Annotated in this window: 24 protein-coding genes; 15 read left to right on the forward strand and 9 right to left on the reverse strand. The window is 72.0% G+C overall.

Annotated elements, in window-relative coordinates; translation table 11 throughout:
- Nucleotides 1-81: 81 nt before the first annotated feature.
- The 7 genes from R2B67_RS35240 to R2B67_RS35270 all read left to right on the forward strand — a co-directional run bounded on the left by R2B67_RS35240 (nt 82) and on the right by R2B67_RS35270 (nt 5,683).
- The gene (locus tag R2B67_RS35240) at nt 82-846 is read left to right on the forward strand and encodes a VanZ family protein (RefSeq protein WP_317824653.1); all 765 of its coding nucleotides are present in this window, start codon (nt 82-84) and stop codon (nt 844-846) included.
- A 176-nt stretch (nt 847-1,022) separates the two neighbouring features.
- Nucleotides 1,023-1,811, forward strand: a complete 789-nt coding sequence (locus tag R2B67_RS35245) for a DUF4389 domain-containing protein (RefSeq protein ID WP_317824654.1) — start codon at nt 1,023-1,025, stop codon at nt 1,809-1,811.
- 102 nt (nt 1,812-1,913) lie between these two features.
- On the forward strand, nt 1,914-2,618 hold the full coding sequence (locus R2B67_RS35250) for a DUF4230 domain-containing protein (protein ID WP_317824655.1): 705 nt from the start codon (nt 1,914-1,916) through the stop codon (nt 2,616-2,618).
- A 286-nt stretch (nt 2,619-2,904) separates the two neighbouring features.
- On the forward strand, nt 2,905-3,420 hold the full coding sequence (locus R2B67_RS35255) for a lytic polysaccharide monooxygenase auxiliary activity family 9 protein (RefSeq protein WP_030566051.1): 516 nt from the start codon (nt 2,905-2,907) through the stop codon (nt 3,418-3,420).
- Nucleotides 3,421-3,614: 194 nt separating this feature from the next.
- Nucleotides 3,615-4,283 (forward strand): TNT domain-containing protein, encoded by a 669-nt coding sequence (locus tag R2B67_RS35260; RefSeq protein WP_317824656.1) that lies wholly within the window; start codon nt 3,615-3,617, stop codon nt 4,281-4,283.
- Nucleotides 4,284-4,289: 6 nt separating this feature from the next.
- Nucleotides 4,290-4,523 carry a hypothetical protein gene (locus R2B67_RS35265; RefSeq protein WP_317824657.1) on the forward strand — a complete coding sequence of 78 codons (234 nt, stop codon included), beginning with the start codon at nt 4,290-4,292 and terminating at the stop codon, nt 4,521-4,523.
- A gap of 155 nt (nt 4,524-4,678) precedes the next feature.
- Nucleotides 4,679-5,683, forward strand: coding sequence for an alpha/beta fold hydrolase (locus R2B67_RS35270; protein ID WP_317824658.1), 1,005 nt, complete (start codon nt 4,679-4,681; stop codon nt 5,681-5,683).
- Nucleotides 5,684-5,690: 7 nt separating this feature from the next.
- Here R2B67_RS35270 and R2B67_RS35275 read toward each other — a convergent pair whose 3' ends face one another.
- Nucleotides 5,691-6,056 (reverse strand): iron chaperone, encoded by a 366-nt coding sequence (locus R2B67_RS35275; protein WP_018515126.1) that lies wholly within the window; start codon nt 6,054-6,056, stop codon nt 5,691-5,693.
- Nucleotides 6,057-6,127: 71 nt separating this feature from the next.
- Here R2B67_RS35275 and R2B67_RS35280 point away from each other — a divergent pair, with 71 nt between their 5' ends.
- The 3 genes from R2B67_RS35280 (at nt 6,128) to lepB (ending at nt 7,869) form a co-directional block, all read left to right on the forward strand.
- Nucleotides 6,128-6,637 (forward strand): mycothiol transferase, encoded by a 510-nt coding sequence (locus R2B67_RS35280; protein WP_018515127.1) that lies wholly within the window; start codon nt 6,128-6,130, stop codon nt 6,635-6,637.
- A gap of 112 nt (nt 6,638-6,749) precedes the next feature.
- Nucleotides 6,750-7,043 (forward strand): hypothetical protein, encoded by a 294-nt coding sequence (locus R2B67_RS35285; protein WP_317824659.1) that lies wholly within the window; start codon nt 6,750-6,752, stop codon nt 7,041-7,043.
- Between the two features lie 136 nt (nt 7,044-7,179).
- On the forward strand, nt 7,180-7,869 hold the full coding sequence (gene lepB, locus R2B67_RS35290; protein ID WP_018515132.1) for a signal peptidase I: 690 nt from the start codon (nt 7,180-7,182) through the stop codon (nt 7,867-7,869).
- 190 nt (nt 7,870-8,059) lie between these two features.
- On the opposite strand, the gene R2B67_RS35295 is transcribed toward lepB, so the two are convergent.
- The 4 genes from R2B67_RS35295 to R2B67_RS35310 form a co-directional block, all read right to left on the reverse strand.
- Nucleotides 8,060-10,066 (reverse strand): PTS fructose transporter subunit IIABC, encoded by a 2,007-nt coding sequence (locus R2B67_RS35295; protein WP_317824660.1) that lies wholly within the window; start codon nt 10,064-10,066, stop codon nt 8,060-8,062.
- A 102-nt stretch (nt 10,067-10,168) separates the two neighbouring features.
- On the reverse strand, nt 10,169-11,116 hold the full coding sequence (gene pfkB / locus R2B67_RS35300; RefSeq protein ID WP_317824661.1) for a 1-phosphofructokinase: 948 nt from the start codon (nt 11,114-11,116) through the stop codon (nt 10,169-10,171).
- A complete protein-coding gene (locus tag R2B67_RS35305; RefSeq protein ID WP_317825047.1) occupies nt 11,113-11,874 on the reverse strand; it encodes a DeoR/GlpR family DNA-binding transcription regulator in 762 nt (253 codons plus the stop codon). The genes pfkB and R2B67_RS35305 overlap by 4 nt, the downstream gene beginning before the upstream one ends.
- Nucleotides 11,875-12,075: 201 nt before the next feature.
- Complete coding sequence (locus tag R2B67_RS35310) at nt 12,076-12,324, reverse strand: DUF6296 family protein (protein ID WP_018515136.1); 249 nt, start codon at nt 12,322-12,324, stop codon at nt 12,076-12,078.
- Between the two features lie 186 nt (nt 12,325-12,510).
- Here R2B67_RS35310 and R2B67_RS35315 point away from each other — a divergent pair, with 186 nt between their 5' ends.
- A complete protein-coding gene (locus R2B67_RS35315; RefSeq protein ID WP_026242040.1) occupies nt 12,511-13,335 on the forward strand; it encodes a PepSY domain-containing protein in 825 nt (274 codons plus the stop codon).
- Between the two features lie 66 nt (nt 13,336-13,401).
- On the opposite strand, the gene R2B67_RS35320 is transcribed toward R2B67_RS35315, so the two are convergent.
- From R2B67_RS35320 to R2B67_RS35335, 4 genes are all read right to left on the reverse strand, one after another.
- Nucleotides 13,402-14,631 carry a serine hydrolase domain-containing protein gene (locus R2B67_RS35320; protein WP_317824662.1) on the reverse strand — a complete coding sequence of 410 codons (1,230 nt, stop codon included), beginning with the start codon at nt 14,629-14,631 and terminating at the stop codon, nt 13,402-13,404.
- A 297-nt stretch (nt 14,632-14,928) separates the two neighbouring features.
- Complete coding sequence (locus R2B67_RS35325; RefSeq protein ID WP_381075265.1) at nt 14,929-15,108, reverse strand: hypothetical protein; 180 nt, start codon at nt 15,106-15,108, stop codon at nt 14,929-14,931.
- A gap of 64 nt (nt 15,109-15,172) precedes the next feature.
- Nucleotides 15,173-17,206: an ATP-binding protein gene (locus R2B67_RS35330; RefSeq protein ID WP_317824663.1), complete on the reverse strand. Its 2,034-nt coding sequence runs from the start codon at nt 17,204-17,206 to the stop codon at nt 15,173-15,175.
- Between the two features lie 150 nt (nt 17,207-17,356).
- Complete coding sequence (locus tag R2B67_RS35335; protein ID WP_317824664.1) at nt 17,357-18,331, reverse strand: LLM class flavin-dependent oxidoreductase; 975 nt, start codon at nt 18,329-18,331, stop codon at nt 17,357-17,359.
- A 131-nt stretch (nt 18,332-18,462) separates the two neighbouring features.
- Here R2B67_RS35335 and R2B67_RS35340 point away from each other — a divergent pair, with 131 nt between their 5' ends.
- The 4 genes from R2B67_RS35340 to R2B67_RS35355 all read left to right on the forward strand — a co-directional run bounded on the left by R2B67_RS35340 (nt 18,463) and on the right by R2B67_RS35355 (nt 22,568).
- On the forward strand, nt 18,463-19,167 hold the full coding sequence (locus R2B67_RS35340; RefSeq protein ID WP_317824665.1) for an alpha/beta fold hydrolase: 705 nt from the start codon (nt 18,463-18,465) through the stop codon (nt 19,165-19,167).
- 268 nt (nt 19,168-19,435) lie between these two features.
- Nucleotides 19,436-19,597: a hypothetical protein gene (locus tag R2B67_RS35345; protein ID WP_018515143.1), complete on the forward strand. Its 162-nt coding sequence runs from the start codon at nt 19,436-19,438 to the stop codon at nt 19,595-19,597.
- Nucleotides 19,598-20,243: 646 nt separating this feature from the next.
- Nucleotides 20,244-21,596 (forward strand): ABC transporter substrate-binding protein, encoded by a 1,353-nt coding sequence (locus tag R2B67_RS35350; RefSeq protein ID WP_018515144.1) that lies wholly within the window; start codon nt 20,244-20,246, stop codon nt 21,594-21,596.
- A gap of 3 nt (nt 21,597-21,599) precedes the next feature.
- Nucleotides 21,600-22,568, forward strand: a complete 969-nt coding sequence (locus tag R2B67_RS35355) for a carbohydrate ABC transporter permease (RefSeq protein ID WP_317824666.1) — start codon at nt 21,600-21,602, stop codon at nt 22,566-22,568.
- Nucleotides 22,569-22,574: the final 6 nt, after the last annotated feature.

The following is a 22,574-nucleotide window of genomic DNA, read 5'->3' on the forward strand; positions in this document are numbered from 1 at the left end:
TGTTTTCCGGCCCGGCCGGGGCATCTGTCCGCCATGACTGCAGAGACGAACCCCCGTACGCGACACGGGGCATGGGCACGCGTGCTGCTGAGGGTGACCGTCCTGACCGTGGTGCTGCTGGGACTGGTGGCGTTCTCCATCCTCCTGGCCAAGGTGACACTCACCCCCTCGCCGGCCTCCGAGGACATCGTCACGTCGAATCTCCAGCCGGGCCGGTCGCTGCGCCAGTACGCCGAGGACTACACGTTCCTCGCCGCGTGCAAGCAGGCGGGCGGCAATGTGCTGCTGGGCGTGCCCTTCGGACTGCTGCTCCCGTTCCTCGTGCCGCGCCGCCTGCGGATGATCAGCATGACGCTGCTGACCGCGGCCGCCATGGTCCTCGTGGAACTGGTCCAGGGCGCCCTCGTCACCGGCCGCGCCTTCGACATCGACGACGTCATCCTCAACACGTCGGGTGCGCTCCTCGGCTACCTGCTGCTGGGCCGCCGGATCAGCCACAGCTACCACGTGCGCGCACACACTCCGCGGGCCGAGGCGGTCGAGCCGCAGGCGGAGCCGAAGGCCGCGGAAAGGGAGACACCCTCCCGGACCAAGGCCAAGACCGCGACGAAGGCCGGAGCGAAGACGAAGACCGGGACGACGAAGACCGGGACGACGAAGACAGGCGCGACGAAGGCCGGGACGCCTGCCCGGGGTACGACCAAGGCGAAGGAGCCGGTCGAGACCGGGACGCGGACCGGCTCCACGCGCCTGCCGAAGGCCAGGGGTTCGAGCGGCCGTCCCACCGCCGACGCCGGACAGCCCGGCTCCGGCCGCGCCCTGATGGACCGCCTGCGCAGGCGCTGACCGTAGCGGGGGCATAGGCAGAGGCGGGGGCACGGGCAGAGGCAAGGGCTGCCCGTGCCCCCGACCGCTCCACCCGTTCGGGCCGCGGCCGTTTGCGGGCCGTCCCGTGCGGCCGCAGCGTGGGGGCATGTCCTGCGCGCGGCTGCCGCACGGATCCCCTGCCGAGGAGGAGCGACATGGCCGACGGCCGGTGGAGCCCGGGCCGCAAGGAGACCGACGCCGACGAGTTCCGGCCCGTCCTCGACATCGTCGAGCCCGGCCGCCAGCGCCGGCTGACCGTCTTCTTCCGGCTGCTGCTCCTGATCCCTCACTTCATCGTGCTGTTCTTCCTGCACATCGCCGCCTTCTTCACCGTCATCGTGGGCTGGTTCGCCGCTCTGGTGCTGGGACGGCTGCCCGACCCCGTCTTCCGCTTCCTCGCCCAGTTCCTCGGGTACGACATGCGCGTGTCGGCGAGCCAGATGCTGCTGATCGACCGCTACCCGCCCTTCGCCCTGACCCCGCCGCCGGACTATCCGGTCCAGATCGACGTACGGCCCACCGCTCTCAACCGGCCCGCCGTCCTCTTCCGGATCTTCCTGATGATCCCGGCGGCGATCGTGCAGAGCCTCGCCGTCTACGGCTGGTGGGCCCTGTGCTTCGTCTGGTGGGTCATCACGCTGGTCCTCGGCCGGATGCCGCGCCCCCTGTTCGAGGCGACCGCGGCCACCCTGCGCTACCGGATGCGGTTCTCCGCGTACGCCATGATGCTCACCCCGGCCTACCCCAAGGGCCTCTTCGGCGACGACGACCTCGCCGTGGCACCGGAACGCTCCCGCTCCGCCACCCGGCCGCTGGTCATGAGCAGCGCCGGCAAGTGGCTCGTGGTGCTCTTCCTGGTTCTCGGCCTCGCCGGCAACGTCACCACATCGGTGACCACCACGACGACCTCCGACGACACGACGGAGCTGACCGGCCGCCCTTAGGGGATCAAGGCCTGAGGCCCGTCGTCTGCATCCGTCTACCCGAACTGGCTGATTCAGCGCGGGAGATGGGTTGAAAACGCGCCTGGGGGTCACATGCAGTCCATGACGTCCAGCGACGCAACCACGGATACCGCCCCGCAGAGCGGGAAGAAGCCCACGCCCCGTCCCGGGCGGGGCCTGTTGAAGGCCGTCGGCGTCTGCGCCGCCGTCCTGGCCCTGATCTTCGCCGCCGGCAAGCTCAGCCTGCTGCCGGGCCTCGACAGCCTCTTCGGCGAGGAGACCCACGACCGGTCCGGCCCCGCGGTCCTCAAGTCGATCCAGGACATGAGCGCGTACGAGGCTGCCTCGGGCAACTTCCAGGTCGTCGTCGACCTGGAGAAGGACGCGAAGTTCCTGCCCGACGCGGTACGCGGCACCCGCACCCTGTTCGTCGGCGCGGGCACCGTCGGCGCCTCCGTCGACCTCGGGAAGGTCACCGAGGACGGGGTCGTCATCAACGAGGACCGCACCACGGCCGAGATCCGGCTGCCGCACGCGGTGCTGGGCAAGCCGGCCCTGGACCCGGACCGCTCCTACGCCGTCTCCAAGCAGCGCGGCATCCTGGACCGGCTCGGCGACCTCTTCTCCGACAATCCGAGCAGCGAACAGGCGGTCAACCAGCTGGCCGTCCGGCACATCGGTGAGGCGGCGAAGGAGAGCGGGCTGACCGCCCGGGCGGAGAAGAACACCGCGGACATGCTGAAGGGGCTGCTCGGCTCCCTCGGCTTCGAGCGCGTCACCGTCCGCTACGGCGACGACCAGGGCTGATGGGCTCCGGCGACCGGCGCGGTGACCGTCCGTCGCGGGCCGCGCCCGGTCGTCGTCCCACCCGCCCCTCGTGCTGCCACTCGTACCGATCCCTTGACGCGTACGCGACGGTGAGTATGGTCTAGGCCAAGTGCAAGGCCTTTCCGGCACCGGTCATCAGGCCTGTCCGGCAAGGGACTTGTGGCCCTTCGCGCCTCGTAGGCCCCACACTCACGAGGCCTCGCCGTCGAAGCCGGGTCCCCCACGGCCCGCCACCGTGCGGTGCGGTCTCAAGTGAAGGAGAAGCATGCACACGAAGAGGAAGACCGCCCTCGCCGTCGGCGCCGTTCTGGCCCCGGTCCTCGCCCTGAGCCTCCCGGCGAGCTCCGCCAACGCCCACGGCTACATCTCCAACCCGCCCAGCAGGCAGGCCCAGTGTGCCGCCGGCACGGTGAGCTGCGGCTCGATCAGCTACGAACCGCAGAGCGTCGAGGGCCCCAAGGGTCTCACCAGCTGCAGCGGCGGCAACAGCGGATTCGCCGAGCTCGACGACGACTCCAAGGGGTGGGCGGTCACCCCGGTGAACCGCTCGCAGCAGTTCGAGTGGAAGCTCACCGCCCGCCACTCCACCAGCACCTGGCAGTACTTCGTCGGCGGCGAGAAGATCGCCGAGTTCGACGACGGCGGCGCACAGCCCGGCGCCACCGTCACCCATCAGGTCGACTTCGGCAACAAGACCGGTCAGCAGAAGGTGCTCGCGGTCTGGAACATCGCGGACACCGTCAACGCCTTCTACGCCTGCATCGACGTCAACGTCAGCTAGCGGCAGGCACTGTTCCGCCCATCGCGCCCCGTCCGGGCCCCAGCTCCACCCGGCCGGGGCGCGGTGCTGTTCCCTCAGGGGTCGACGCGGCCCGTCCTGGCTGGAAAGCGGCATGGCGCGGATGCTCCAGGTAGCCGAGCGGTTACCCTTCGTCAGCTGTCTGATTGATCATCAGTGTTCGAGGGGATCCCTGAATGAACCGCATGCGTACCGTACTTGCCGCGCTCGGCATCACCGCCGGACTGATCACCGCCCCCGCCGCCAACGCCGCCCCGCAGCCGGACGCCCCGGCCGCCGCCGAGCGGCACGAACCCTGCACCGGCGAATACCGCGGCGATGCCCGGCTCGGCCCGAAGTGGCTGCCGAACAAGCGCCTCGCCCCGGTCGGCCCGCTGCTGAAGGGCTACCAGCGCACCGGCGACCTCTCCCCGCAGGCCTTCCTCAAGAAGTACTGGGAGGGGCCCGCGGACACCGGAAGCTGGAAGTACCCGCCCAACGACGGCTTCGGCGAGGTCAACGGCGAGATCGACAAGGAGCCCGCCAAGCTCCGCCCCGGCCAGCGCCTGGACCGCTTCGGCTCGGAGTACGGCGGCTACCTGGCCCCGGCCGGTGACGCCTACGCCGAGCGCGCCCTGCCCCCGCAGAACCTCAACACCCGCGAGGCGGCGACCCCCTGCGACTACCGCGTCTACAAGGTGGCCAAGCCCTTCTGGGTCTGGCAGGGCAGCATCGCCCCGTGGTTCGAGCAGCCTGGCGGCGGCCAGCAGATCAAGCTCGACCCCGTCTTCCTGAACCCGGGCGAGGGCCAGCGGCTCAACGTGAAGTGGCTGCTGGAGAACGGCTACCTCACCTCGGCCGCGTAACACCTCATGAACCGCCAGGCGTTGCACGCCGCACTCATGGAGGCCTCGATCCCCGGCGGCTACTACCGGATCGAAGGCGTCCACGAGCCGGTCCCCACCCCGCCCGACTTCCTCTTCGTCCGGCGGGCGGCGGACGGCGGCTGGGAGACCGGAGCGCACGAACGCGGCCGGGACGAGATCCTCGCCCGCCACCCGGACGAGGCAGCCGCCTGCGCGCACCTCCTGCGGCTGCTCGTCTGACCGCCCCCCGCACTCCCTTTGCCGTTACGGCAAAGATCCTTGTGCGGGCGGCGGACGCCCCCGAATGATCGTGACCGGGCGGCCGGGCTCCGGTCCGGCCGTCCGACCGCACCGTCACGACCGCCCCGTACCCCTGGGGCGCCCGAGGAGGAACCGTGCCACAGCCCCCGACGGACGACCCCACCACCCCCGCCGAAAAGGGCGCGGTCCACCGCCTGGTGAACACCCCCGGCGGCCGCATCCACCTCGTCGAGCAGGGCACCGGCCCCCTCGTCCTCCTCGTCCACGGCTTCCCCGAGTCCTGGTACTCCTGGCGCCACCAGCTCCCCGCGCTCGCCGCCGCCGGATACCGGGCCGCCGCCATCGACGTACGCGGGTACGGGCGTTCCGCCAAGCCCGCCACCACCGACGCGTACCGGATGCTCGCCCACGTCGCCGACAACACCGCCGTCGTCCACGCCCTCGGCGAGGAGACCGCCACCGTCGTCGGCCACGACTGGGGCTCGCCCATCGCGGCGAACAGCGCCCTGCTGCGGCCGGACGTCTTCACCGCCGTGGGCCTGCTCAGCGTCCCCTACGCGCCCCGGGGCGAGCACCGCCCCACCGACGGCTTCGCCCGGATCGGCGGGGACGAGGAGTTCTACGTCAGCTACTTCCAGGCCCCCGGCCCGGCCGAGGCGGAGATCGAACGGGACGTACGCGGCTGGCTCACCGGCTTCTACACCGGGCTGACCGGCGGCGCCCTCACCCCCGAGGAGCACGGCCGGCTCTTCTTCGTACCCCCGGGAGCGCACCTCGCCGACCGGTTCCCCACCGGCCCGCTGCCCGCCTGGCTCACCGAGGCCGACCTCGACGTCTACAGCGGGGAGTTCGAACGCTCCGGCCTCACCGGCGCCCTCAACCGCTACCGCAACGTCGACCGGGACTGGGAGGACCTCGCCGCCTGGCACGGAGCGCCCATCACCCAGCCCTCCCTCTTCATCGGCGGCTCCCTCGACGCCTCCACCACCTGGATGGCGGACGCCATCGACGCCTACCCGGCCACCCTCCCCGGCCTGTCCGCCGCCCACATCCTCGAAGGCTGCGGCCACTGGATCCAGCAGGAGCGCCCCGACGAGGTCAACCGGCTGCTGACGCGGTGGCTGGACGGGCTGCGGTAGCCCCGGCTCAGCAGGCGGGGCCGGGGGTCGCCGCCGTCGCCCGCAGCAGATCCCGTACGAGCGTGAAGTCGATCTTCTCCGGCGTACGGAAGCGGAGGCAGCCCTTGCCCATGTCGTGGCCGGCCAGCCGGTCCGCGAACGCTTCCCGGACATCGGTGCGCAGAAGATAGACCGAGATGTACTGCTTCTGGCTGGCGAAGGCGACCTCGCCGGTCCCGTCCCGCTCGTAGGCGGGCATGCCGTACGCCATCACCTCCCGGAACCCCGTCAGCTCCGCGCGGCACAGCGCGCGCAGCTCGGTGAGCGCGCCCCGGCGGGCCTCCGGCAGCTCGGCGAGGTACTGGTCGACGTCTTCCGCGCTGCTCTGCACCATGAGCCGATCCTAAGCGGGTGGCGCGTGTGTCGGAGCGTGGTCGGCGCGGGCCAGGAGGCGAAGGTGAACGGATGAACAGTGCGAACATGCTGGCCGAGGCGTTCGACCGGGTCGCGGAAGCGGTCCACGCGGCGGCCGAAGGGCTCTCGGCCGACGACCTCAATGCCAGGATCGACGACGGAGCGAACTCGATCTCCTGGCTGATCTGGCACCTCACCCGGGTCCAGGACGACCACATCGCCGACGCCGCGGGCACCGGCCAGGTCTGGCTCACCAAGGGCTGGGCCGAGCGCTTCGGGCTCCCCTTCGACGAGGAGGCCACCGGATACGGGCACAGCAGCGACGAGGTCGCCGCCGTCCGCGTCGACTCCGCCGACCTGCTCCTCGGCTACTACGACGCCGTCCACGAACAGACCCTCGCATTCGTCCGCGGACTGGACGGCCGCGCCCTCGACCGCATCGTCGACGAGGCCTGGTCGCCCCCGGTCACCCTCGGCGTCCGGCTGATCAGCGTCATCGCCGAGGACCTCCAGCACGCGGGCCAGGCCGCATTCGTCCGGGGCGTACGGGAACGCGCGTGAGACGGGGTTGCGGAGGAAGCACCTCCGCAACCCGTGCACCCTCCAGGGAGCGGTGCCATACTCGGAAGCAGTCCGCCGCAGAGGCTTGTCATCGTCCGAAAGGCGACACGTCATGAGCTGGGCATCGTGGACGACCAGCGGTGTCTTCGCGGGAACAGGCGGAGTCCGCACCGAAGAAGCCGGCATCCTGAGCGGAGACCTCACGGTGCACACGACGTGGTCCGACGGCCAGGCGTCCGTGGCCGTGCAGTACAGCGGCTCGTCCGACTGGTTCACCCTGACGGGCAGCCCCGTGCCGTGCGCCTCCGAGGAGGAGAGCCGGGCCTTCCACCAGAGCGTCGTCGAAGCCGTGCGCGCCGGCGACGGAGCCACGGTCCCGCCGGACGGCACCGCCCCCGCCTCCTAGCGTTCCGCCCCCGTCTCCCGGCCCCCGTGGCCGACAGGCGCGACCCGCCGCGTCCGCCTCGCCCCATAGAGTGACCCGACAAGATCCGTTCCCTCATCGGGGCGGGTGCGCGGGACACGGGGCGAGGAGCGGCGTAATGGTGCGTGCGGGTGCACGGCGGGCGGGGACGAGAAAGAAGCGGCCGTTCTGGGTGGAGCTCCCGCTCCTCGTCGGGATCGCCCTGATCCTGGCCCTGCTCATCAAGACCTTCCTCGTCCAGGCCTTCTCCATCCCGTCGGAGTCCATGCAGAACACCCTGCAGAAGGGCGACCGGGTCCTCGTCGACAAGCTGACCCCGTGGTTCGGATCCGAGCCGGAACGGGGCGAGGTGGTCGTCTTCCACGACCCGGACGGCTGGCTCGACGATGTGGCCGTCGACCCGCCCAACACCGTGCAGAAGGTGCTGAGTTTCATCGGCGTTATGCCGTCCGCCGAGGAGAAGGACCTCATCAAGCGGGTGATCGGCGTCGCCGGTGACACCGTGGAGTGTGTGGGCGACGGACCGGTGAAGGTCAACGGCAAGGCGCTGGACGAGCCCTATGTGTTCCCCGGCAACACCCCGTGCAGCAACGACGACAAGGGCACCTTCAAGGTCACCGTCCCGCCGGGCAAGCTCTGGGTGATGGGCGACCACCGCCAGGCGTCGGCGGACTCCCGCTACCACAGCGACGACCGCAACAAGGGCATGGTCCCGGTCGATGAGGTCGTCGGCCGGGCTGTCGTCGTCGCCTGGCCGGCCGGCCGCTGGGACACCCTGCCCGTCCCCGCCACCTTCTCCGCACGCTGACGGCTACCCGGGCCGGCCGAACCTGCGTACGTAGCGCCGCTGCCACGGGGTCTCCACCGCGCACGGGTGATACCCGCCGCGTCCCAGCTGTCGGTCATGCCGTCGAATCCAGCGGCGGGAAGCGGGCCGGGAGCAGGGAAATGGGGCACAAGATCAGAGATCTTGTGCCCCACTCCCTGAGCGCGACGGGTCAGGCGGTCACACCCACCCGGGCGTCGGCGGCCGTGACCCCCGCCTCGTCGGCGGGTACCGGGACCGTGCGGCGGGCGCCCTTGAGCAGGACGACCAGCGCGGTCGCCACGAGGGTTCCGGCGGCGATCGCCAGCAGGTACAGGAACGGTTCACCGATCAGCGGGACGACGAAGATCCCGCCGTGCGGAGCGCGCAGGGTGCACCCGAAGGCCATCGACAGCGCACCGGTGACCGCACCGCCCGCCATCACCGACGGGATCACCCGCAGCGGGTCGGCGGCGGCGAACGGGATCGCGCCCTCGGTGATGAACGAGGCGCCCAGCACCCAGGCCGCCCGCCCGTTCTCCCGCTCGGTCTTCGTGAACAGCTTCTTCCGTACGGTGGTGGCGAGCGCCATCGCCAGCGGCGGGACCATCCCGGCCGCCATGACCGCCGCCATCACCTTGAGGCTGCCGTCCGTCGGATCGGCGAGACCGCCGACCGCGAACGCGTACGCCACCTTGTTCAGCGGGCCGCCCATGTCGAAGCACATCATCAGGCCGAGGACGACACCGAGGATGACCGCGTTGGAGCCGGACAGGCCGTTCAGCCAGTCCGTGAGGGCGCTCTGCAGCGCGGCGATCGGCTTGCCGACCACGATGAACATCAGGAACCCGACGACCGCCGACGCGATCAGCGGGATCACCAGCACCGGCATGATCCCGCGCAGCGTCGGATGGACCGGGACCCGCTGGATGGCCATCACCACCGCACCGGCCAGCAGTCCCGCGACCAGACCGCCGAGGAACCCGGCGTCGACGGTGAGCGCGATCGCCCCGCCGACGAAGCCGGGCACCAGCGCGGGCCGGTCGGCCATCCCGTACGCGATGTACCCGGCGAGCACCGGCACCAGGAAGCCGAAGGCGGCGGAGCCGATCTGGTTGAGCAGCGCGGCCCAGCTGTCCGCCTGGCCCCAGACGAAGTGGTCGGCGACCGACTTGGCGTCCGCGATCTCGTAGCCGCCGATGGCGAACGACAGGGCGATCAGCAGACCGCCCGCCGCGACGAACGGCACCATGTAGCTCACGCCGGACATCAGATACGTACGCAGCCGGACCCCGAAGTGCGCACTGTCCGCACCCGATCCGCCGTCCGCACCGTCCGCCGGCCCGTCCCCGCCCTGCGGTACGGCGGCGACCTCCCCGCGCTCCGCCTTGCGGCGGGCCTCCGCGATCAGCTCGGCGGGCCGGTTGATGCCCGCCTTCACCCCGACGTCCACGAGCGGCTTGCCCCGGAAGCGGGCCTTCTCCCGCACCTCGACGTCATGCGCCCAGATGACCGCGTCGGCCCGGGCGATGACGGCGGGGTCCAGCTTGCTGAAGCCGGCCGACCCCTGGGTCTCCACCGTCACCTCGACGCCCTCGGCGAGCCCGGCCGCCGTCAGGGACTCGGCGGCCATGTAGGTGTGGGCGATGCCGGTGGGGCAGGAGGTGACGGCGACGATCCGGAAGGGGGCGTCGTCCTCGGCGGGAGCGGCCTCTTCGGCTGCCGCTATCGGCGTCGTGGCTTCGGCCTCCGGCGCCGGCTCCTCGCCCCGGATCAGCGCCGCGACGGCGGCCGGGTCGTCCCCGGCGCGCAGGGCGGCGGTGAACTCCGGGTCCATCAGCCTGCGGGCCAGACCCGACAGGATCGTCAGATGGTCGTCGTCCGCCCCGGCCGGAGCGGCGATGAGGAAGATGAGGTCCGCCGGGCCGTCGGCCGCGCCGAAGTCGATGCCCCGGGCGCTGCGCCCGAAGGCCAGCGTCGGGGCGCTCACATGCTCGCTCCGGCAGTGCGGGATGCCGATCCCGCCGTCGAGGCCGGTCGGCATCTGCGCCTCGCGGGCGGCGACATCGGCGAGGAAGCCGTCGAGGTCGGTGACGCGCTGCGCGCCCACCATCCGCTCGGCGAGCGACCTCGCGGCGGCGTCCTTCGTCGTGGCGGACAGATCGAGGTCGACCAGTTCCGCGGTGATCAGCTCACTCATCGCGGTGCTCCTTGCTCGGGGACCGCCGGGCGGCGGCTCGGGGGGATGGAAGGCGTCGGGCTCGTACGGGGGAGTGCGGGGAGTGCGGGGGGCGTCGGGCGTTCATGGGGCGGGCTCCGTCAGCGGGCGGTCCCGGGGGACACCGGCGCTCAGCGCGACCGCCGAGGGGTCGAGATCGGCCGGGGTGGGCATGAGGCTCCCGGCCAGCTGTACCGCCGCCGCCCCGTGGGCGACGGCCGAGACGAGCGCCCCCGGCCCTTGGCCGCCCGCCGTCAGGAAGCCGGCGAGGGAGGCGTCCCCGGCGCCGACGTTGCTGCGTACGGTCGCCACGCGGGCCGTCGCGAAGTACGCCCCCGACGCCTCGACCAGCAGCTGCCCGTCGGCCCCCAGACTGGCCAGCACCGCCCCGGCGCCCAGCTCACGCAGCTCCTCCGCCGCCTTCAGCGCGTCACCCACCGTGGCGAGCGGACGGCCGACGGCCTCGGCGAGCTCCTGGGCGTTGGGCTTGATCACGTCGGGCCCCTCCCGCAGCGCGGCGGTCAGCGCCGCACCGGAGGTGTCCAGCGCGATCCGCGCCCCGGCCCGGTGGCTCCGCGCGACCAGCTCCGCGTACCACTGCGGCGGCAGCCCGCGCGGCAGGCTTCCGCAGCAGGCGATCCAGTCGGCGGACGCGGAGCGCGCGCGGACCGCCTCCAGGACGTCCTCCGCCTCGGCGGCGCTGAGCTCCGGCCCGGTGGCGTTGATCTTGGTCAGGGTGGAGTCCGGTTCGACGAGCGTGACGTTGATCCGGGTGGAGCCGGTGACCGGGACCCCGGCGGCCTCGATGCCGTGCTCGCCGAGCAGCCGGGCGAGCAGCGCGCCCTCCGGCCCGCCCATCGGGGCGACGGCGACGGTGCGGTGGCCGGCCGCGGCGACCGCTCGGGAGACGTTGACGCCCTTGCCGCCCGGGTCGACGCGGTCGGCCGTGGCCCGCAGGACGGTGCCGCGGACCAGGTCCGGCAGCTCGTAGGTCCGGTCCAGGCTGGGGTTGGGGGTGACGGTGAGGATCATGCGCGTACTACTTCCGTGCCCCGGCTCTCGATGGAGCGGGCGTCGTCGGGGCTGAGGCCGGTGTCGGTGATGAGGAGGTCCACGTCGGTGAGGTCACCGAAGCGGGCGAAGTGCCGCTGCCCGAACTTGCCCGAGTCGGCGAGCAGGACGACCCGGCGGGCGGCCTTGACCACCGCGCGCTTCACGGCGGCCTCGGCGAGGTCGGGGGTGGTGAGGCCGCTGTCGGGCGAGAAGCCGTTGGTGGCGAGGAAGACGACATCGGCGCTGATCTCGGCGTACGCGCCGAGCGCCCAGGCGTCGACCGCCGCCCGCGTCCGGTGCCTCACCCGGCCGCCGACCAGATGCAGCGCGATGCCCGGGTGGTCGGCGAGGCGGGCGGCGACCGGCAGGGCGTGCGTCACCACGGTCAGCGCCGCGTCGACGGGGACGGCCGCGGCGAGCCGGGCCGTCGTGGTCCCGGCGTCGATGATCACGTTGCCGTCCGCCGGCAGCTCGGCGAGGGCCGCCTGCGCGATGCGGTCCTTCTCGCCGGCGGCCACGGCGTCGCGCTCGGCGAGGTCGGGCTCGAAGTCGAGCCGCCCGACCGGGATGGCACCGCCGTGCACCCGGCGCAGCAGCCCCGCCCGGTCCAGCGCCTTGAGATCCCGCCGGACGGTCTCGGCAGTCACCTGGAACTCCTCGGCCAGGGAGAGCACGTCGACCCGGCCGCTCTCCTGGGCGAGGCGGAGGATCTCCTGCTGACGCTCCGGTGCGTACATGTGGTTTCGTATCCGTTTCATGCCCGAGTCTGTGGTTTCGCGCTCAGGTTACGTTCGAGGTTCGGGAAAGTAAACATATGCGGGCGAGAAGTGGGCATGGGTGGGCGTGGGCGGGTGCGAGGTGGGCACCGACGGGCGCACCGTTCGGCGGGGCGTACCGTTTCGCCGGTACGCCCCGCCTGTGATCCGTGATCCGTCCGCTCAGCGCCTCCCGGGAACCCCTTCGGCGAGTGGCCGCGCGAGCAGGGGGGTGCCGGGGACCTGGTGTCCTCCGCTGGCGAGCATCCGCACCTCGCCCCGGTCGCTGATCTCGGCGCGGACGATCCCGGTCTCGTCCTCGTACACGGGAGATCCGCCCGCTCCGGTCCGGTCGGTCAGCCGGACGGCGACCACGTCGTCCTCGGCGCCGGACATCTGGAAGATGAGTTCGTAACGCTCCGTGTGCTCCATGACGGCCTCCCGGCGGGGCCATGACGACAGCCGGCCCCACTCCCCATTGTTTCGCACCCGGGTGCGCCCCGCCCGGGGAGCGGTGCGCGGCCTCGCGACGGCCAACGGGCGGAGGTGTCCGGTCGATCGGGTGACCCGGCCGGTAGGGCAACATGACTGATCGCGGGGAGGGCTAGGCATGCGTACATGAGACTTGAGCCCCGACGAAACAACCGTCTTTCCCTACGCTCCCGCAACCTCAGGGCGACCGGTGCCGCCGCCTGCCTGGCGGCCGCCGCTCTTCTGCTGACGTCATGCGGTCAGAGCTCGGACAGTGCGACGTCCGCGGCCACCGAAGCCGCGAAGGTCCTCCCGCAGAGGACGACCGCGTCCCCGTCGGCCACCGCCGACCTCACCGAGGACCAGCAGGAACGCAAGAGCGTGCTGGACGCCACCAAGGTCACCTTCGACGACGCGGCGACGACCGCGGTCGGTGAAGTGGCGGGCGGCAAGCTCGTCGACCTGGACCTGGAAGGTGTGGACGACGACGACCGCGACGAGAGCCCCAGCCCGACCGGCAGTCCGACCGGCAGCCCCAGCCCCACCGGTAGCCCGAGCCCGACCGGCAGCCCCACCGCGACCGGTTCGCCGAGCGCGAGCCCGGGTGCCGACGGCCCCGTCTGGGTCGCGGAGGTCGCCGAGAAGGACGGCACGGTCCACACCGTGCGGATCAACGCGGTCGACGGCAAGGTGATCGAGGCCCGCGTCGACGCGGACCAGGACGCCGAGGACAAGAAGCAGACGGCCGACCGGCTCGCCCAGGCCACGCAGACGCCCGAGCAGGCGGCCAAGGTCGCCACAGAGAAGAAGAAGGGCACCGTCACCTCCGTCAGCCTGGACGAGGCCGACGGCAACGACGGCAACAGCGTCGTCTGGTCGGTCGACGTGGTCGGCTCCGACTGGAAGAAGACCACGTTCGACGTGGACGCCAAGAACGACACCATCGTCCGCGAGGAGACCGACAACGACTGACCGTCCCCGGACGGGTCACCGATACGTGAGGAAGGGGTACGCCGGACACCCGGCGTACCCCTTCTCCTATGCCCTGTGCGGCGTGCGCCGCTCCAGCAGCCGGCAGACGAAGTCCTCCTGGAGGGTGCGGAGGGTGGCCAGCAGCCGCGGGTTCGTCACGCTGTTGACCTGCGAGGTGAGCGAGACGGTCAGCGACCGCTTGCCGTCCTTGGTGGCCGCCGCCAGCTGGGTATAGCCGGGGAAGTTGCCGGTGTGGCCGTACACGGTCCCGCACTTCGTCCGGTACGCGAAGAGGGCGAGCCCGGCCTCGTTGCGCCCGGGGCCCGCCGGTTCGGAAGCGCCCGCGACGAACGTGAGCTGCTTACGGCGGATCTTCGGGCTCAGGTCCCGGCCGCCGGCCCAGGCGCGGATGAAGGTGCCGAGGTTCTCGGGCGTGGAGACGATGCCGCCGGACGCCCATACCCCGGAGGCGCTGATCGCCGTGGAGAGGTCCTCCGGCGGGTTGGGCGGGTCCACGTCATAGCCGTGCAGGTACGGCTTCGGCAGCCGGTACCCCTGGGGGAGCGAGGTGGCGCGCAGCCCCAGCGGCCGGTAGACGATCTCGGCCAGCAGCTGCTCGTAGCGGGTGCCCGTCGCGGCCTCGGCGATCAGGGCCACGGCGATGTTGTCGGAGTTGGAGTAGCGGTACGCCGAGCCCGGCCGGAACCGCAGCGGTTCCCCGGCGACGTACCGCAGCAGCTTGCGCGAGTCGAAGTGGCGGCGCGGATCGGCCGCGAACTCGGCGATGAACGTGGGGGACTCGGTGTAGTCCGGCAGCCCACTGGTGTGGTTCAGGAGCTGGGCGACGGTGACCCGGTGCCAGGCGGCGGGCAGGCGGGGCAGCCACCGGCCGAGGGTGTCGTCCAGCGAGAGGCGCCCCCGGTCGGCCAGGTGCAGCGCGACCGCGCCGCTGAAGGCCTTCGCCACACTGGCGATCCGCATGTGGTCGGAGGGCTGCGGCGGGCGGCCGGTGCCCACCTCCGACGTACCGGCCCGGTACACCTCGCTGCGGCCGCCCGCCGTCAGTACGGCGATGGCCCCGGGCGGTCCGCCCGGGGTGTCGACGAGCGCCTGGAGCCTGCGCTGCAGCTCGCGGTCGGCCGGACGGTGCGGTCCGTGCGGGCCGTCGCCCCCGTCACCGCCCGCCCGGGCCGGGCCGGTCATCAGCCCGGCGAGCGAGGCGGCGGCCAGCACGGCCACGACGGCTCTTCGCCGCAACGGCCGGGAAGGGGCGCGCAGAAGGGGACGAGTGGGCACGGGCTACCTCCTGAAGGTGGGTCGGAACGGGCGGGCCGGGCCTCAGGAGGAGGGGGGAGGGGCGGGGCGGATCGGGCCGGACATCCCTGGGCGTCCCGGGCCTGATGCCTCGACGACCCCGGGGTGTCCTGGGCCTGCTTCCCCGACGACCCCTGGGCGTCCTGGGCCTGACTCCACGACAGCCCCTGGCCGGCGGCTGCCGCGAGCCCAGCATCGGGCGGCCGGGCGGGGCCCGCCCCCGGAGTGGACCATCCGGCCGTCTCGCCTTACCCCCCGGCGCCTCTCAGGAAGTGCCGCTCACCGGGCCGGGGAAGCGTCCCCGCGCAGATCGAGGACGTACCGTCGCCCCGGCCGGGCACCGAACATGACGTCCTCCACCGGTTCGAACCCCGTACGGGCCAGTACCGCGCGGGAGCCCGCGTTGTCGAGCGTCGTCTCCGCCCGCAGCGCGGTGAGCCCGTACTCCGCGACCGCCACCCCGCAGGTCAGGGAGCCGCGTCGGCGGGCCGACTCCCGGAGCCGTTACGGCGGACGGGCCCGGTCACGAGGGGAGCTCCCGCTCCAGGGCGTGGGCGAGGCCGCGCTCGGCGTCGTCGGCCGAGGCCCGGCGGTAGGCCCGTTCGTACGCCGTGTTCCCGGCCGCCTGCCGGGCCCGGAGCTCCCACTGCTCCCGGATCGCCCCGAGCTCGGGGGTGCCGCGGTGCGGGTGGCCGATGATCCGCCAGTACGTGTGTCCGGTGCCGGAGGTACGGGCCGCCGCCACCCCGTCCCCCTGGGCGGCGATGGCTCCGGCGAGCAGGTCGAGGCCCAGGGCGATGCCGAGGCTGTCGTGGAGCTCGTGCTTGCTCGCCAGCATCGCGCGGGCGTGGCTCTCCGCGTGGCGGGGGCGGCCCTGGAGAAGGTGGATGAGGGCGAGCTGGTGGTCGGCGTAGGCCCGCGCCCAGTGCTCGCCGAAGCGCAGGCTTATCCGCTGGAGCCGGGTCGCCTCCTCGTACGCCTCGTCCAGGCGGCCCAGCGCGGACAGCGCGAAGAGGCGTATCACCCGGCAGCGCATCTGGGAGGGGGCGTCGGCGGGGTCCCCGGGGTGGAGGCGCAGGGCATGGTCGCTGACCAGGTGCGCGGTCTGCGGGCGGCCCATCATCAGATAGGTGAAGCTCATGGAGTGGGCCGCCGAGAGCGCCCCTTCGGCGTCCTGCCCGAGACGGGCCGCCTCCTCGCACTCCGTACCCACGCGGCGGGCCGCCTCATGGTCCCCCTGAAGGGTCAGCGTGATGCCGAGGGCCCAGAGCGCGCGGGTGCGGTGCGGACCGGCCGAGAGGGGCAGGGCCAGCACCCGCTCCAGATAGGTCCGGGCCTGGTGGAGGTGGCCGCAGCAGCTCCAGAACAGGCCGGCGCACCCGGCCATCTCCATCGCCCGCTCGGGGTCCTCGGACAGCAGATGCTCCAGGGCCGCGCAGAGATCCGCGTGCGTGGAGGCGACCCTGCGGTACCACTCGACCTGCTGGGGGCCCAGCCAGCCGGCGTGCGCCTGCACGGCCGTCTGCGCGAAGTGCCGGGCGTGCCGGTCCGCCAGGAGTGCGTCCTCGCCCAGTTCGGCCAGCCACATCGCCCCGTACTCGCGCAGTGTGTCCAGCATCCGGTAGCCGTCACCGGTCCGCCGGAGCACGGACTGCTCGGCGAGGCTCTCCAGCGCGGGGCCGATCGCCTCGGCGCCGAGGGGCCCGCCCGCGCACACCGCCTCGGCGTCGGCCGCCATGATGACGCCCCGGAAGACCGAGAGCCGCGCCCAGAGCAGGCGCTCCAGCGGGGCGCAGAGCTCGTGGCTCCAGCCGATGGTGGTACGCAGGGCGCGGTGGCGGCGGGGCCAGAGCGTGTCGTCGCTGAGCGCGTCCAGCCGGGAGGCCAGCCGCCCGGTGATCTCCTGCGCGCTGCTCTCGCGGAGCTGGGCGCAGGCCAGCTCGACGGCGAGCGGTATTCCTTCGAGGCGGCGGCAGATCTCCGCCACGGCGGCCGTGTCTCCGGGAGAGTCGAGCACCAGCCCGGGGACGACGGTGGCGGCCCGGTCGTGGAAGAGCCGGACGGCCTCGTCGCCGTCCTCGCCCGCGGAGAGCGGGTGAACCTCCAGGGCGTGCTCGCCCTCCGCGCCGAGCGGCTGCCGGCTGGTGGCCAGGACGGTCAGCCCCGGGGCGGCGGCGAGCAGTTCGGTGACGAGCTGCCGGCAGGAGTCGACGACCCGCTCGCAGCAGTCGAGGACGAGCAGCAGATGCCGGTCGGAGAGCCATTCGCAGAGTGCGGCCACCGGTCGGCGGGAACTGTGGTCCAGCAGCCCGACGCCGTCGCACACCGTCGTGCTGAGCAGCTGGTCGTCGTCCAGATGGGAGAGGTCGGCCCACCACACGCCGTCCGCGTACCGGTCCCGGACCTGCCCGGCGGTCTGCAGGGCCAGCCGGCTCTTGCCGACCCCGCCGCTCCCGCTGAGAGTGACCAGCCGGTGATCACGAAGTGCCCGGTCGATGCTGTCCAGTTCGCTGTCGCGGCCGACGAAGCTGGTCGTCACGACAGGGAGGTTGCCCATCACGCCTGCCATCCTGCCTCGCCGAGCCCCGCGGCCTCCGTTCATAGCGAAAAGCAGTCAAGAACGGCTGACAATGCCCCCTGTCCGATCAGAAGTTGACACATACGGAAGGCGGGATCCGCGGCCGTCCGGAGGGCGGGGCCCGAGCCGTCAGACCACGCCGGCCAGCGACTCCAAAGCCCCGAGCGGGTCCGGTCCGACCGGGGCGAGGACGGCGTCGGTGACGCCCGCAGCCCCGAGCTCGCCGAGGCGGGCGCGGGCCGTCTCCGGCGTTCCCGTCACCGCGAGCCGCGCGACCCAGGTATCGGGCAGGCGGCGGACGAACTCCTCCCGGGTCGCGCACGCCGCCCGCAGCTCCGCCAGCTCCGCGGCGAACGGGAGCGGCGCGATGTGGGCGTGCCACTCCGGCTCGCCGATCCACTCCAGCCCGGGGCGCGCCGCCGCCAGGGCCGCCGCGGGATCGGCGCCGACGGAGCCGATGTTGTACGCGACCAGCCGGTGCGGCCGGGTGGCGGCGATCTGCCCGAGGGCGGCCCGTACGTACTCGGGGGCGACGGGCTCGGCGAGGATCGTCCCGTCGGCCACCTCACCGGAGACGGCGAGGGACTTGGGGCCCCGGACGCCCGCCAGGATGTCGGGCACCACGTCGGGCAGCGCGTCGCGCTCCAGCCGGACGCCGTCGAGGTGCACGTACCGCCCGCGGACCTCCGGAGCCTCGCCGCGCAGCAGTGCGCGCAGGGCGTCGATGTACTCGTGGAGGAAGGTGAGCGGGCTCCCCGGCCACTGGCCGACGCTCCGCATCCAGCCGGGCATGCCGTGTCCCACGCCGATGTCGGTCCGGCCGGGGAAGAGCTGGGCCAGGGAGGCGATCTCCATCGCCGCGAACGCCACGTTGCGGGCACCGGCGGGCAGCAGCCCGATGCCCAGCCTGATCCGGGACGTGGAGGCCAGTACGGCGGCCGCCTGGGCGATCCCGCCGCGGAAGCCGAGATCCTCCACCACCCACACCGAACCGAACCCCAGCTCCTCGGCCCGGCGGGCGAACGGCAGGATCAGATCCGTGGACAGATCGCGCGGCAGCAGGACGCCCACGGCGGGGGAGGGGGCGGGGGTGGCGGAAGGCACAACTGTTCTCCTCGGGCTCTCGGTATCGGTACAGGGATCGGTGTACGGAGAACCTGGCGAACGCGGCCCCCCAGGAGTCGAAGGGCCAGGAGCCGAAGGGCACTGTCAGACCCCTGCGTTACGTTGCTGCCATGACGAACTTCGTACTCGTGGCAGGTGCCTGGCTCGGCTCGTGGGCGTGGAGCGATGTGCTGCCCGGCCTCCGCGCGGCCGGGCACACGGCCCATCCGCTGACCCTGTCGGGCCTCGCCGACCGGCGAGGCGCGCAGGCAGGACAGCAGACCCATGTCGACGACATCGTGAGTCATGTCGAGCGCCTGGACCTGCGGGACGTCGTCCTGGTCGGCCACAGCTACGCGGGCATTCCGGTCGGACAGGCGGCGGAACGGATCGGTGACCGGCTGGCCCGTGCGGTCTTCGTCGACTCCAGTGTCCCGGCCGACGGCGAGTCCTTCGTGTCGGGCTGGCCGGAGGGCCGGGCGCAGGTCGAGGCGGCGATCGCCGCGAACGACGGCTTCTGGCCCGTGCTGACGGCCGACGACTGCGCGGGCCAGGAGCTCGGCGACGAGGAGACCGCCCGGATCGTGGCGGGAGCCACACCCCACCCGGGCGCCACCCTCACCGAGCCCGCCGTCCTGCGGGGCTCCCTCGGCGAGCTTTCCGCGACGTACGTCAAGTGCCTGCTCGACGGCCCCGAGCCGGGCCCCGACGTGGCCGCGCTCCTGAAGGGCGAGCGGTGGGAGCTGGTCACCATGGAGACCGGCCACTGGCCGATGTTCTCCCGGCCGGACGAGCTCGCCCGCGTCCTCCTGGACGCCGCCGGAACCGCGCGATGACGGAACACCCGGAGATCACGTACATCGGATGCGCCCGGTGCGGCACCCAGATCGCCGGGCTCGACGGCCGGTACGCCTGCTCGGGCTGCGGCTGGGTGAACGAGTGGACCGAGGGGCACCGGCCCCTGCCCGGGAGCCGTTCCGGCAGGTCCGGGGACGTCTCGGTCCCCGGACCGGGAATCGCGGCGCCCGCCGCCCACCACGTACACTCGCCCCCGCTCCGCCGACCGGCGGGGCTTTCCGCACCAGACCAGACGGGGAAATCCGCATGAGTTCCGCAGACAGCACCGAAGCACCGATCTACGCCGGCCTCGTGGAGGAGCAGGGAGACGTGCTCGCCGAGGTACGGCGCGTGGCCGAGGAGGTCCTGCGCGACGCGGACCGCGCGATCGACTTCGGCGCCGTACGGTCGTCCGCCGCCTACCGCTAGGACGGCTAGGACGCCGGGGCGCAGGGCGCCACGGCGCCAGGGCAAGCCGCCCAGGGATGGGCATGTCCATCACGAGACGATAAACGTCGTGCAACTATTGCCATATTCTTGCGTATCCGAGGCGACGGCTTACTGAAGAAGCGTCGTCGGCGAGAGTGGGTGGGGCCGCGGTCCGGCCGAGTGCCCGAAGGGGTGCCGGTGTCGCCGCGGCCACCCGGCGGTCGGGCGTGAGAGATTCGCCCCCGCCCCCGGTGAGCGGCCCGCACGTCCGTGCGGAGAGCGCTCCCAGACTGTCCGTGACGGACGGCGGGCGACCGTGCCATCGCCGCCGCGTCCGGCCTTCGTCGCCTCCCCGCATCCGCATTCCGCCCGCGCTCCCCGAGCCGGCCCGCAGCCCGTCCCCGCTGCCGCCGCTTGCGGACGTTGCGCAGGCGACCTGCCCGTAATAGCCGGATCCACCCCTCCGTGTACAGCCTTCCGTCCGTACTTCTGCGGATGCTTGTCGCATGCGACGGGCCAAGGCTGTCAATGATTTACGAAATCAACGTGACATCTTGCGGACATTCGTCGGCGGTGGTTGAGTGTGGTCCGCCGCACAGCTCGGGGCTGTGGGCTTCCCGCACTCCTGCCCTTAAGGGGTCCACCGATGAGAAGTTCTGTTCTTCGTCGTACCTGCACCGCCGCCGTCGCCACCGCACTGGCCGTCACCGGCCTGGCCGCCTGCAACTCCGAGGGCGAGAGCGCCGCGGACGGCAAGACGCGCATCACGGTCAACTGCTGGCCCCAGCCGAGTGCGAAGATCGACCACCAGCGGTTCGACGAGGACGTCAAGACGTTCGAGAAGCAGAACCCGGACATCGACATCACCGCGCACGACGCCTTCCCGTGCCAGGACCCCAAGACGTTCGACGCGAAGCTGGCCGGCGGTCAGATGGAGGACGTGTTCTACACGTACTTCACCGACACCGAGCGCGTCGTCTCCATCAACCAGGCCGCGGACATCACCGAGTACGTCAAGGACCTCAAGGCGTACAAGGACATAGCCCAGCCCCTGCGCGACGCCTACACGGTCGACGGGAAGATCTACGGCGTCCCGCGCACCAACTACTCCATGGGCCTGCTCTACAGCAAGGCGCTCTTCACCAAGGCGGGCCTCGACCCGGAGAAGCCCCCGGCCACCTGGCCCGAGGTCCAGGCCGCCGCCAAGAAGATCGCGGGCCTGGGCAACGGCACCGTCGGCTTCGCCGAGTACAGCGCCCAGAACCAGGGCGGCTGGCACTTCACCGCCCACATCTACTCCCAGGGCGGCTCCGTCGTCAGCGAGGACGGCAAGAAGGCCACCGTCGACACCCCCGAGGGCAAGGCCGTCCTGCAGAACCTCAAGGACATGCGCTGGCGCGACAACTCCATGGGCGCCAAGCAGCTCCTCATCATCAACGACACCCTCCAGATGATGGGCTCCGGCAAGCTCGGCATGTACCTCGCCGCCCCCGACAACGTGCCGCGCATCGTCAAGGAGGCCGGCGGGAAGTACGAGGACCTCGCCTTCGCCCCGATGCCCGGCGGCAAGGGCACCCTCATGGGCGGCGACGGCTACATGTTCAACAAGAAGGCCACCCCCGAGCAGATCAAGGCCGGCCTCAAGTGGCTGGAGTGGACCTTCCTCACCCCCGGCCAGGGCTACATGAACAACTACGCCCGCGCCGCCGAGGACAAGTCACCGGTCGGCCTGCCCGAGCCGCGCCTCTTCACCGGCGCCACCGACGCCAAGGACCAGGAGCTGAAGAAGGCCTCCGCCAACGTCCCGGTGGAGAACTACCAGGCGTTCATCGACGGCGGCCAGCAGCTCGACATGAAGCTGGAGCCCAAGCACGGCCAGCAGATCTACGCCGTCCTCGACGGCGCCGTCTCCGCGGTGCTCACCAAGAAGGACGCCGACATCGACCAGCTCCTCAAGGACGCCCAGTCCAAGATCGACGGAATCCTGACCCGGGGCTGATCCATGAAGACCACGTCCCAGCCCGCACCACCCGCGGTGACGCGGCCCGCCGGCACGGCGCCCCCCTCGGGGGGCGCCCGCCCGGCGGGCCGCGGGCCGCTGGGCCCGCTCCGCCGGAAGATCGCCGACCAGGCCACCGCCTACGCGTTCCTGACCGGCGGTCTCCTCTGCTTCATCCTCTTCTCCTGGTATCCGGCCATCCGGTCGGTGATCATCGCGTTCCAGAAGTACACGCCCGGCTCCGCCCCCCAGTGGGTGGGCACCGCCAACTTCACCCGGGTCTTCCAGGACCCGGAGTTCACGGCGGCCTGGCGCAACACGCTCACCTTCACCGTGCTCGCCCTGGTCATCGGCTTCGCCATCCCGTTCGTCATGGCCCTCGTCCTCAACGAACTCCGCCACGCCAAGGCGTTCTTCCGGGTCGTCGTCTACCTGCCGGTGATGATCCCGCCCGTGGTCAGCGCCCTGCTGTGGAAGTGGTTCTACGATCCGGGCGCCGGCCTCGCCAACGAGGTGCTCGGCTACCTCCACCTGCCCACCTCGAACTGGACCAACGGCGCCGACACCGCACTGGTCTCCCTCGTCATCGTCGCCACCTGGGCCAACATGGGCGGCACCGTCCTCATCTACCTCGCCGCACTCCAGGGCATCCCCGGCGAGCTGTACGAGGCGGCCGAACTGGACGGCGCCTCCCTCTGGCAGCGCATCCGGCACGTCACCATCCCGCAGACCCGCTTCATCATCCTGATGCTGATGCTGCTCCAGGTCATCGCGACGATGCAGGTGTTCACCGAACCCTTCGTGATCACCGGAGGCGGGCCGGAGAACTCCACCGTCACCGTGCTCTACCTGATCTACAAGTACGCCTTCCTCTACAACGACTTCGGCGGCGCGTCCGCCCTCAGCGTGATGCTCCTGCTGGTGCTCACCGCCTTCTCCGCCCTGTATCTGCGACTCACCCGCACCGACTGAGAGGAG

The organism is Streptomyces cyaneofuscatus (genome assembly GCF_033109485.1).
Lineage (GTDB): Bacteria > Actinomycetota > Actinomycetes > Streptomycetales > Streptomycetaceae > Streptomyces > Streptomyces cyaneofuscatus.

Bases quoted from the DNA above. Each gene is read 5' to 3' on its own strand.
- R2B67_RS35245 (WP_317824654.1), top strand. From the start codon at position 1,023: ATGGCCGACGGCCGGTGGAGCCCGGGCCGCAAGGAGACCGACGCCGAC.
- R2B67_RS35250 (WP_317824655.1), top strand. From the start codon at position 1,914: ATGACGTCCAGCGACGCAACCACGGATACCGCCCCGCAGAGCGGGAAG.
- R2B67_RS35255 (WP_030566051.1), top strand. From the start codon at position 2,905: ATGCACACGAAGAGGAAGACCGCCCTCGCCGTCGGCGCCGTTCTGGCC.
- R2B67_RS35260 (WP_317824656.1), top strand. From the start codon at position 3,615: ATGAACCGCATGCGTACCGTACTTGCCGCGCTCGGCATCACCGCCGGA.
- R2B67_RS35265 (WP_317824657.1), top strand. From the start codon at position 4,290: ATGAACCGCCAGGCGTTGCACGCCGCACTCATGGAGGCCTCGATCCCC.
- R2B67_RS35275 (WP_018515126.1), bottom strand. From the start codon at position 6,056: ATGGTGCAGAGCAGCGCGGAAGACGTCGACCAGTACCTCGCCGAGCTG.
- R2B67_RS35280 (WP_018515127.1), top strand. From the start codon at position 6,128: ATGAACAGTGCGAACATGCTGGCCGAGGCGTTCGACCGGGTCGCGGAA.
- R2B67_RS35285 (WP_317824659.1), top strand. From the start codon at position 6,750: ATGAGCTGGGCATCGTGGACGACCAGCGGTGTCTTCGCGGGAACAGGC.
- lepB (WP_018515132.1), top strand. From the start codon at position 7,180: ATGGTGCGTGCGGGTGCACGGCGGGCGGGGACGAGAAAGAAGCGGCCG.
- R2B67_RS35295 (WP_317824660.1), bottom strand. From the start codon at position 10,066: ATGAGTGAGCTGATCACCGCGGAACTGGTCGACCTCGATCTGTCCGCC.
- pfkB (WP_317824661.1), bottom strand. From the start codon at position 11,116: ATGATCCTCACCGTCACCCCCAACCCCAGCCTGGACCGGACCTACGAG.
- R2B67_RS35305 (WP_317825047.1), bottom strand. From the start codon at position 11,874: ATGTACGCACCGGAGCGTCAGCAGGAGATCCTCCGCCTCGCCCAGGAG.
- R2B67_RS35310 (WP_018515136.1), bottom strand. From the start codon at position 12,324: ATGGAGCACACGGAGCGTTACGAACTCATCTTCCAGATGTCCGGCGCC.
- R2B67_RS35315 (WP_026242040.1), top strand. From the start codon at position 12,511: ATGAGACTTGAGCCCCGACGAAACAACCGTCTTTCCCTACGCTCCCGC.
- R2B67_RS35330 (WP_317824663.1), bottom strand. From the start codon at position 17,206: ATGGGCAACCTCCCTGTCGTGACGACCAGCTTCGTCGGCCGCGACAGC.
- R2B67_RS35340 (WP_317824665.1), top strand. From the start codon at position 18,463: ATGACGAACTTCGTACTCGTGGCAGGTGCCTGGCTCGGCTCGTGGGCG.
- R2B67_RS35345 (WP_018515143.1), top strand. From the start codon at position 19,436: ATGAGTTCCGCAGACAGCACCGAAGCACCGATCTACGCCGGCCTCGTG.
- R2B67_RS35350 (WP_018515144.1), top strand. From the start codon at position 20,244: ATGAGAAGTTCTGTTCTTCGTCGTACCTGCACCGCCGCCGTCGCCACC.
- R2B67_RS35355 (WP_317824666.1), top strand. From the start codon at position 21,600: ATGAAGACCACGTCCCAGCCCGCACCACCCGCGGTGACGCGGCCCGCC.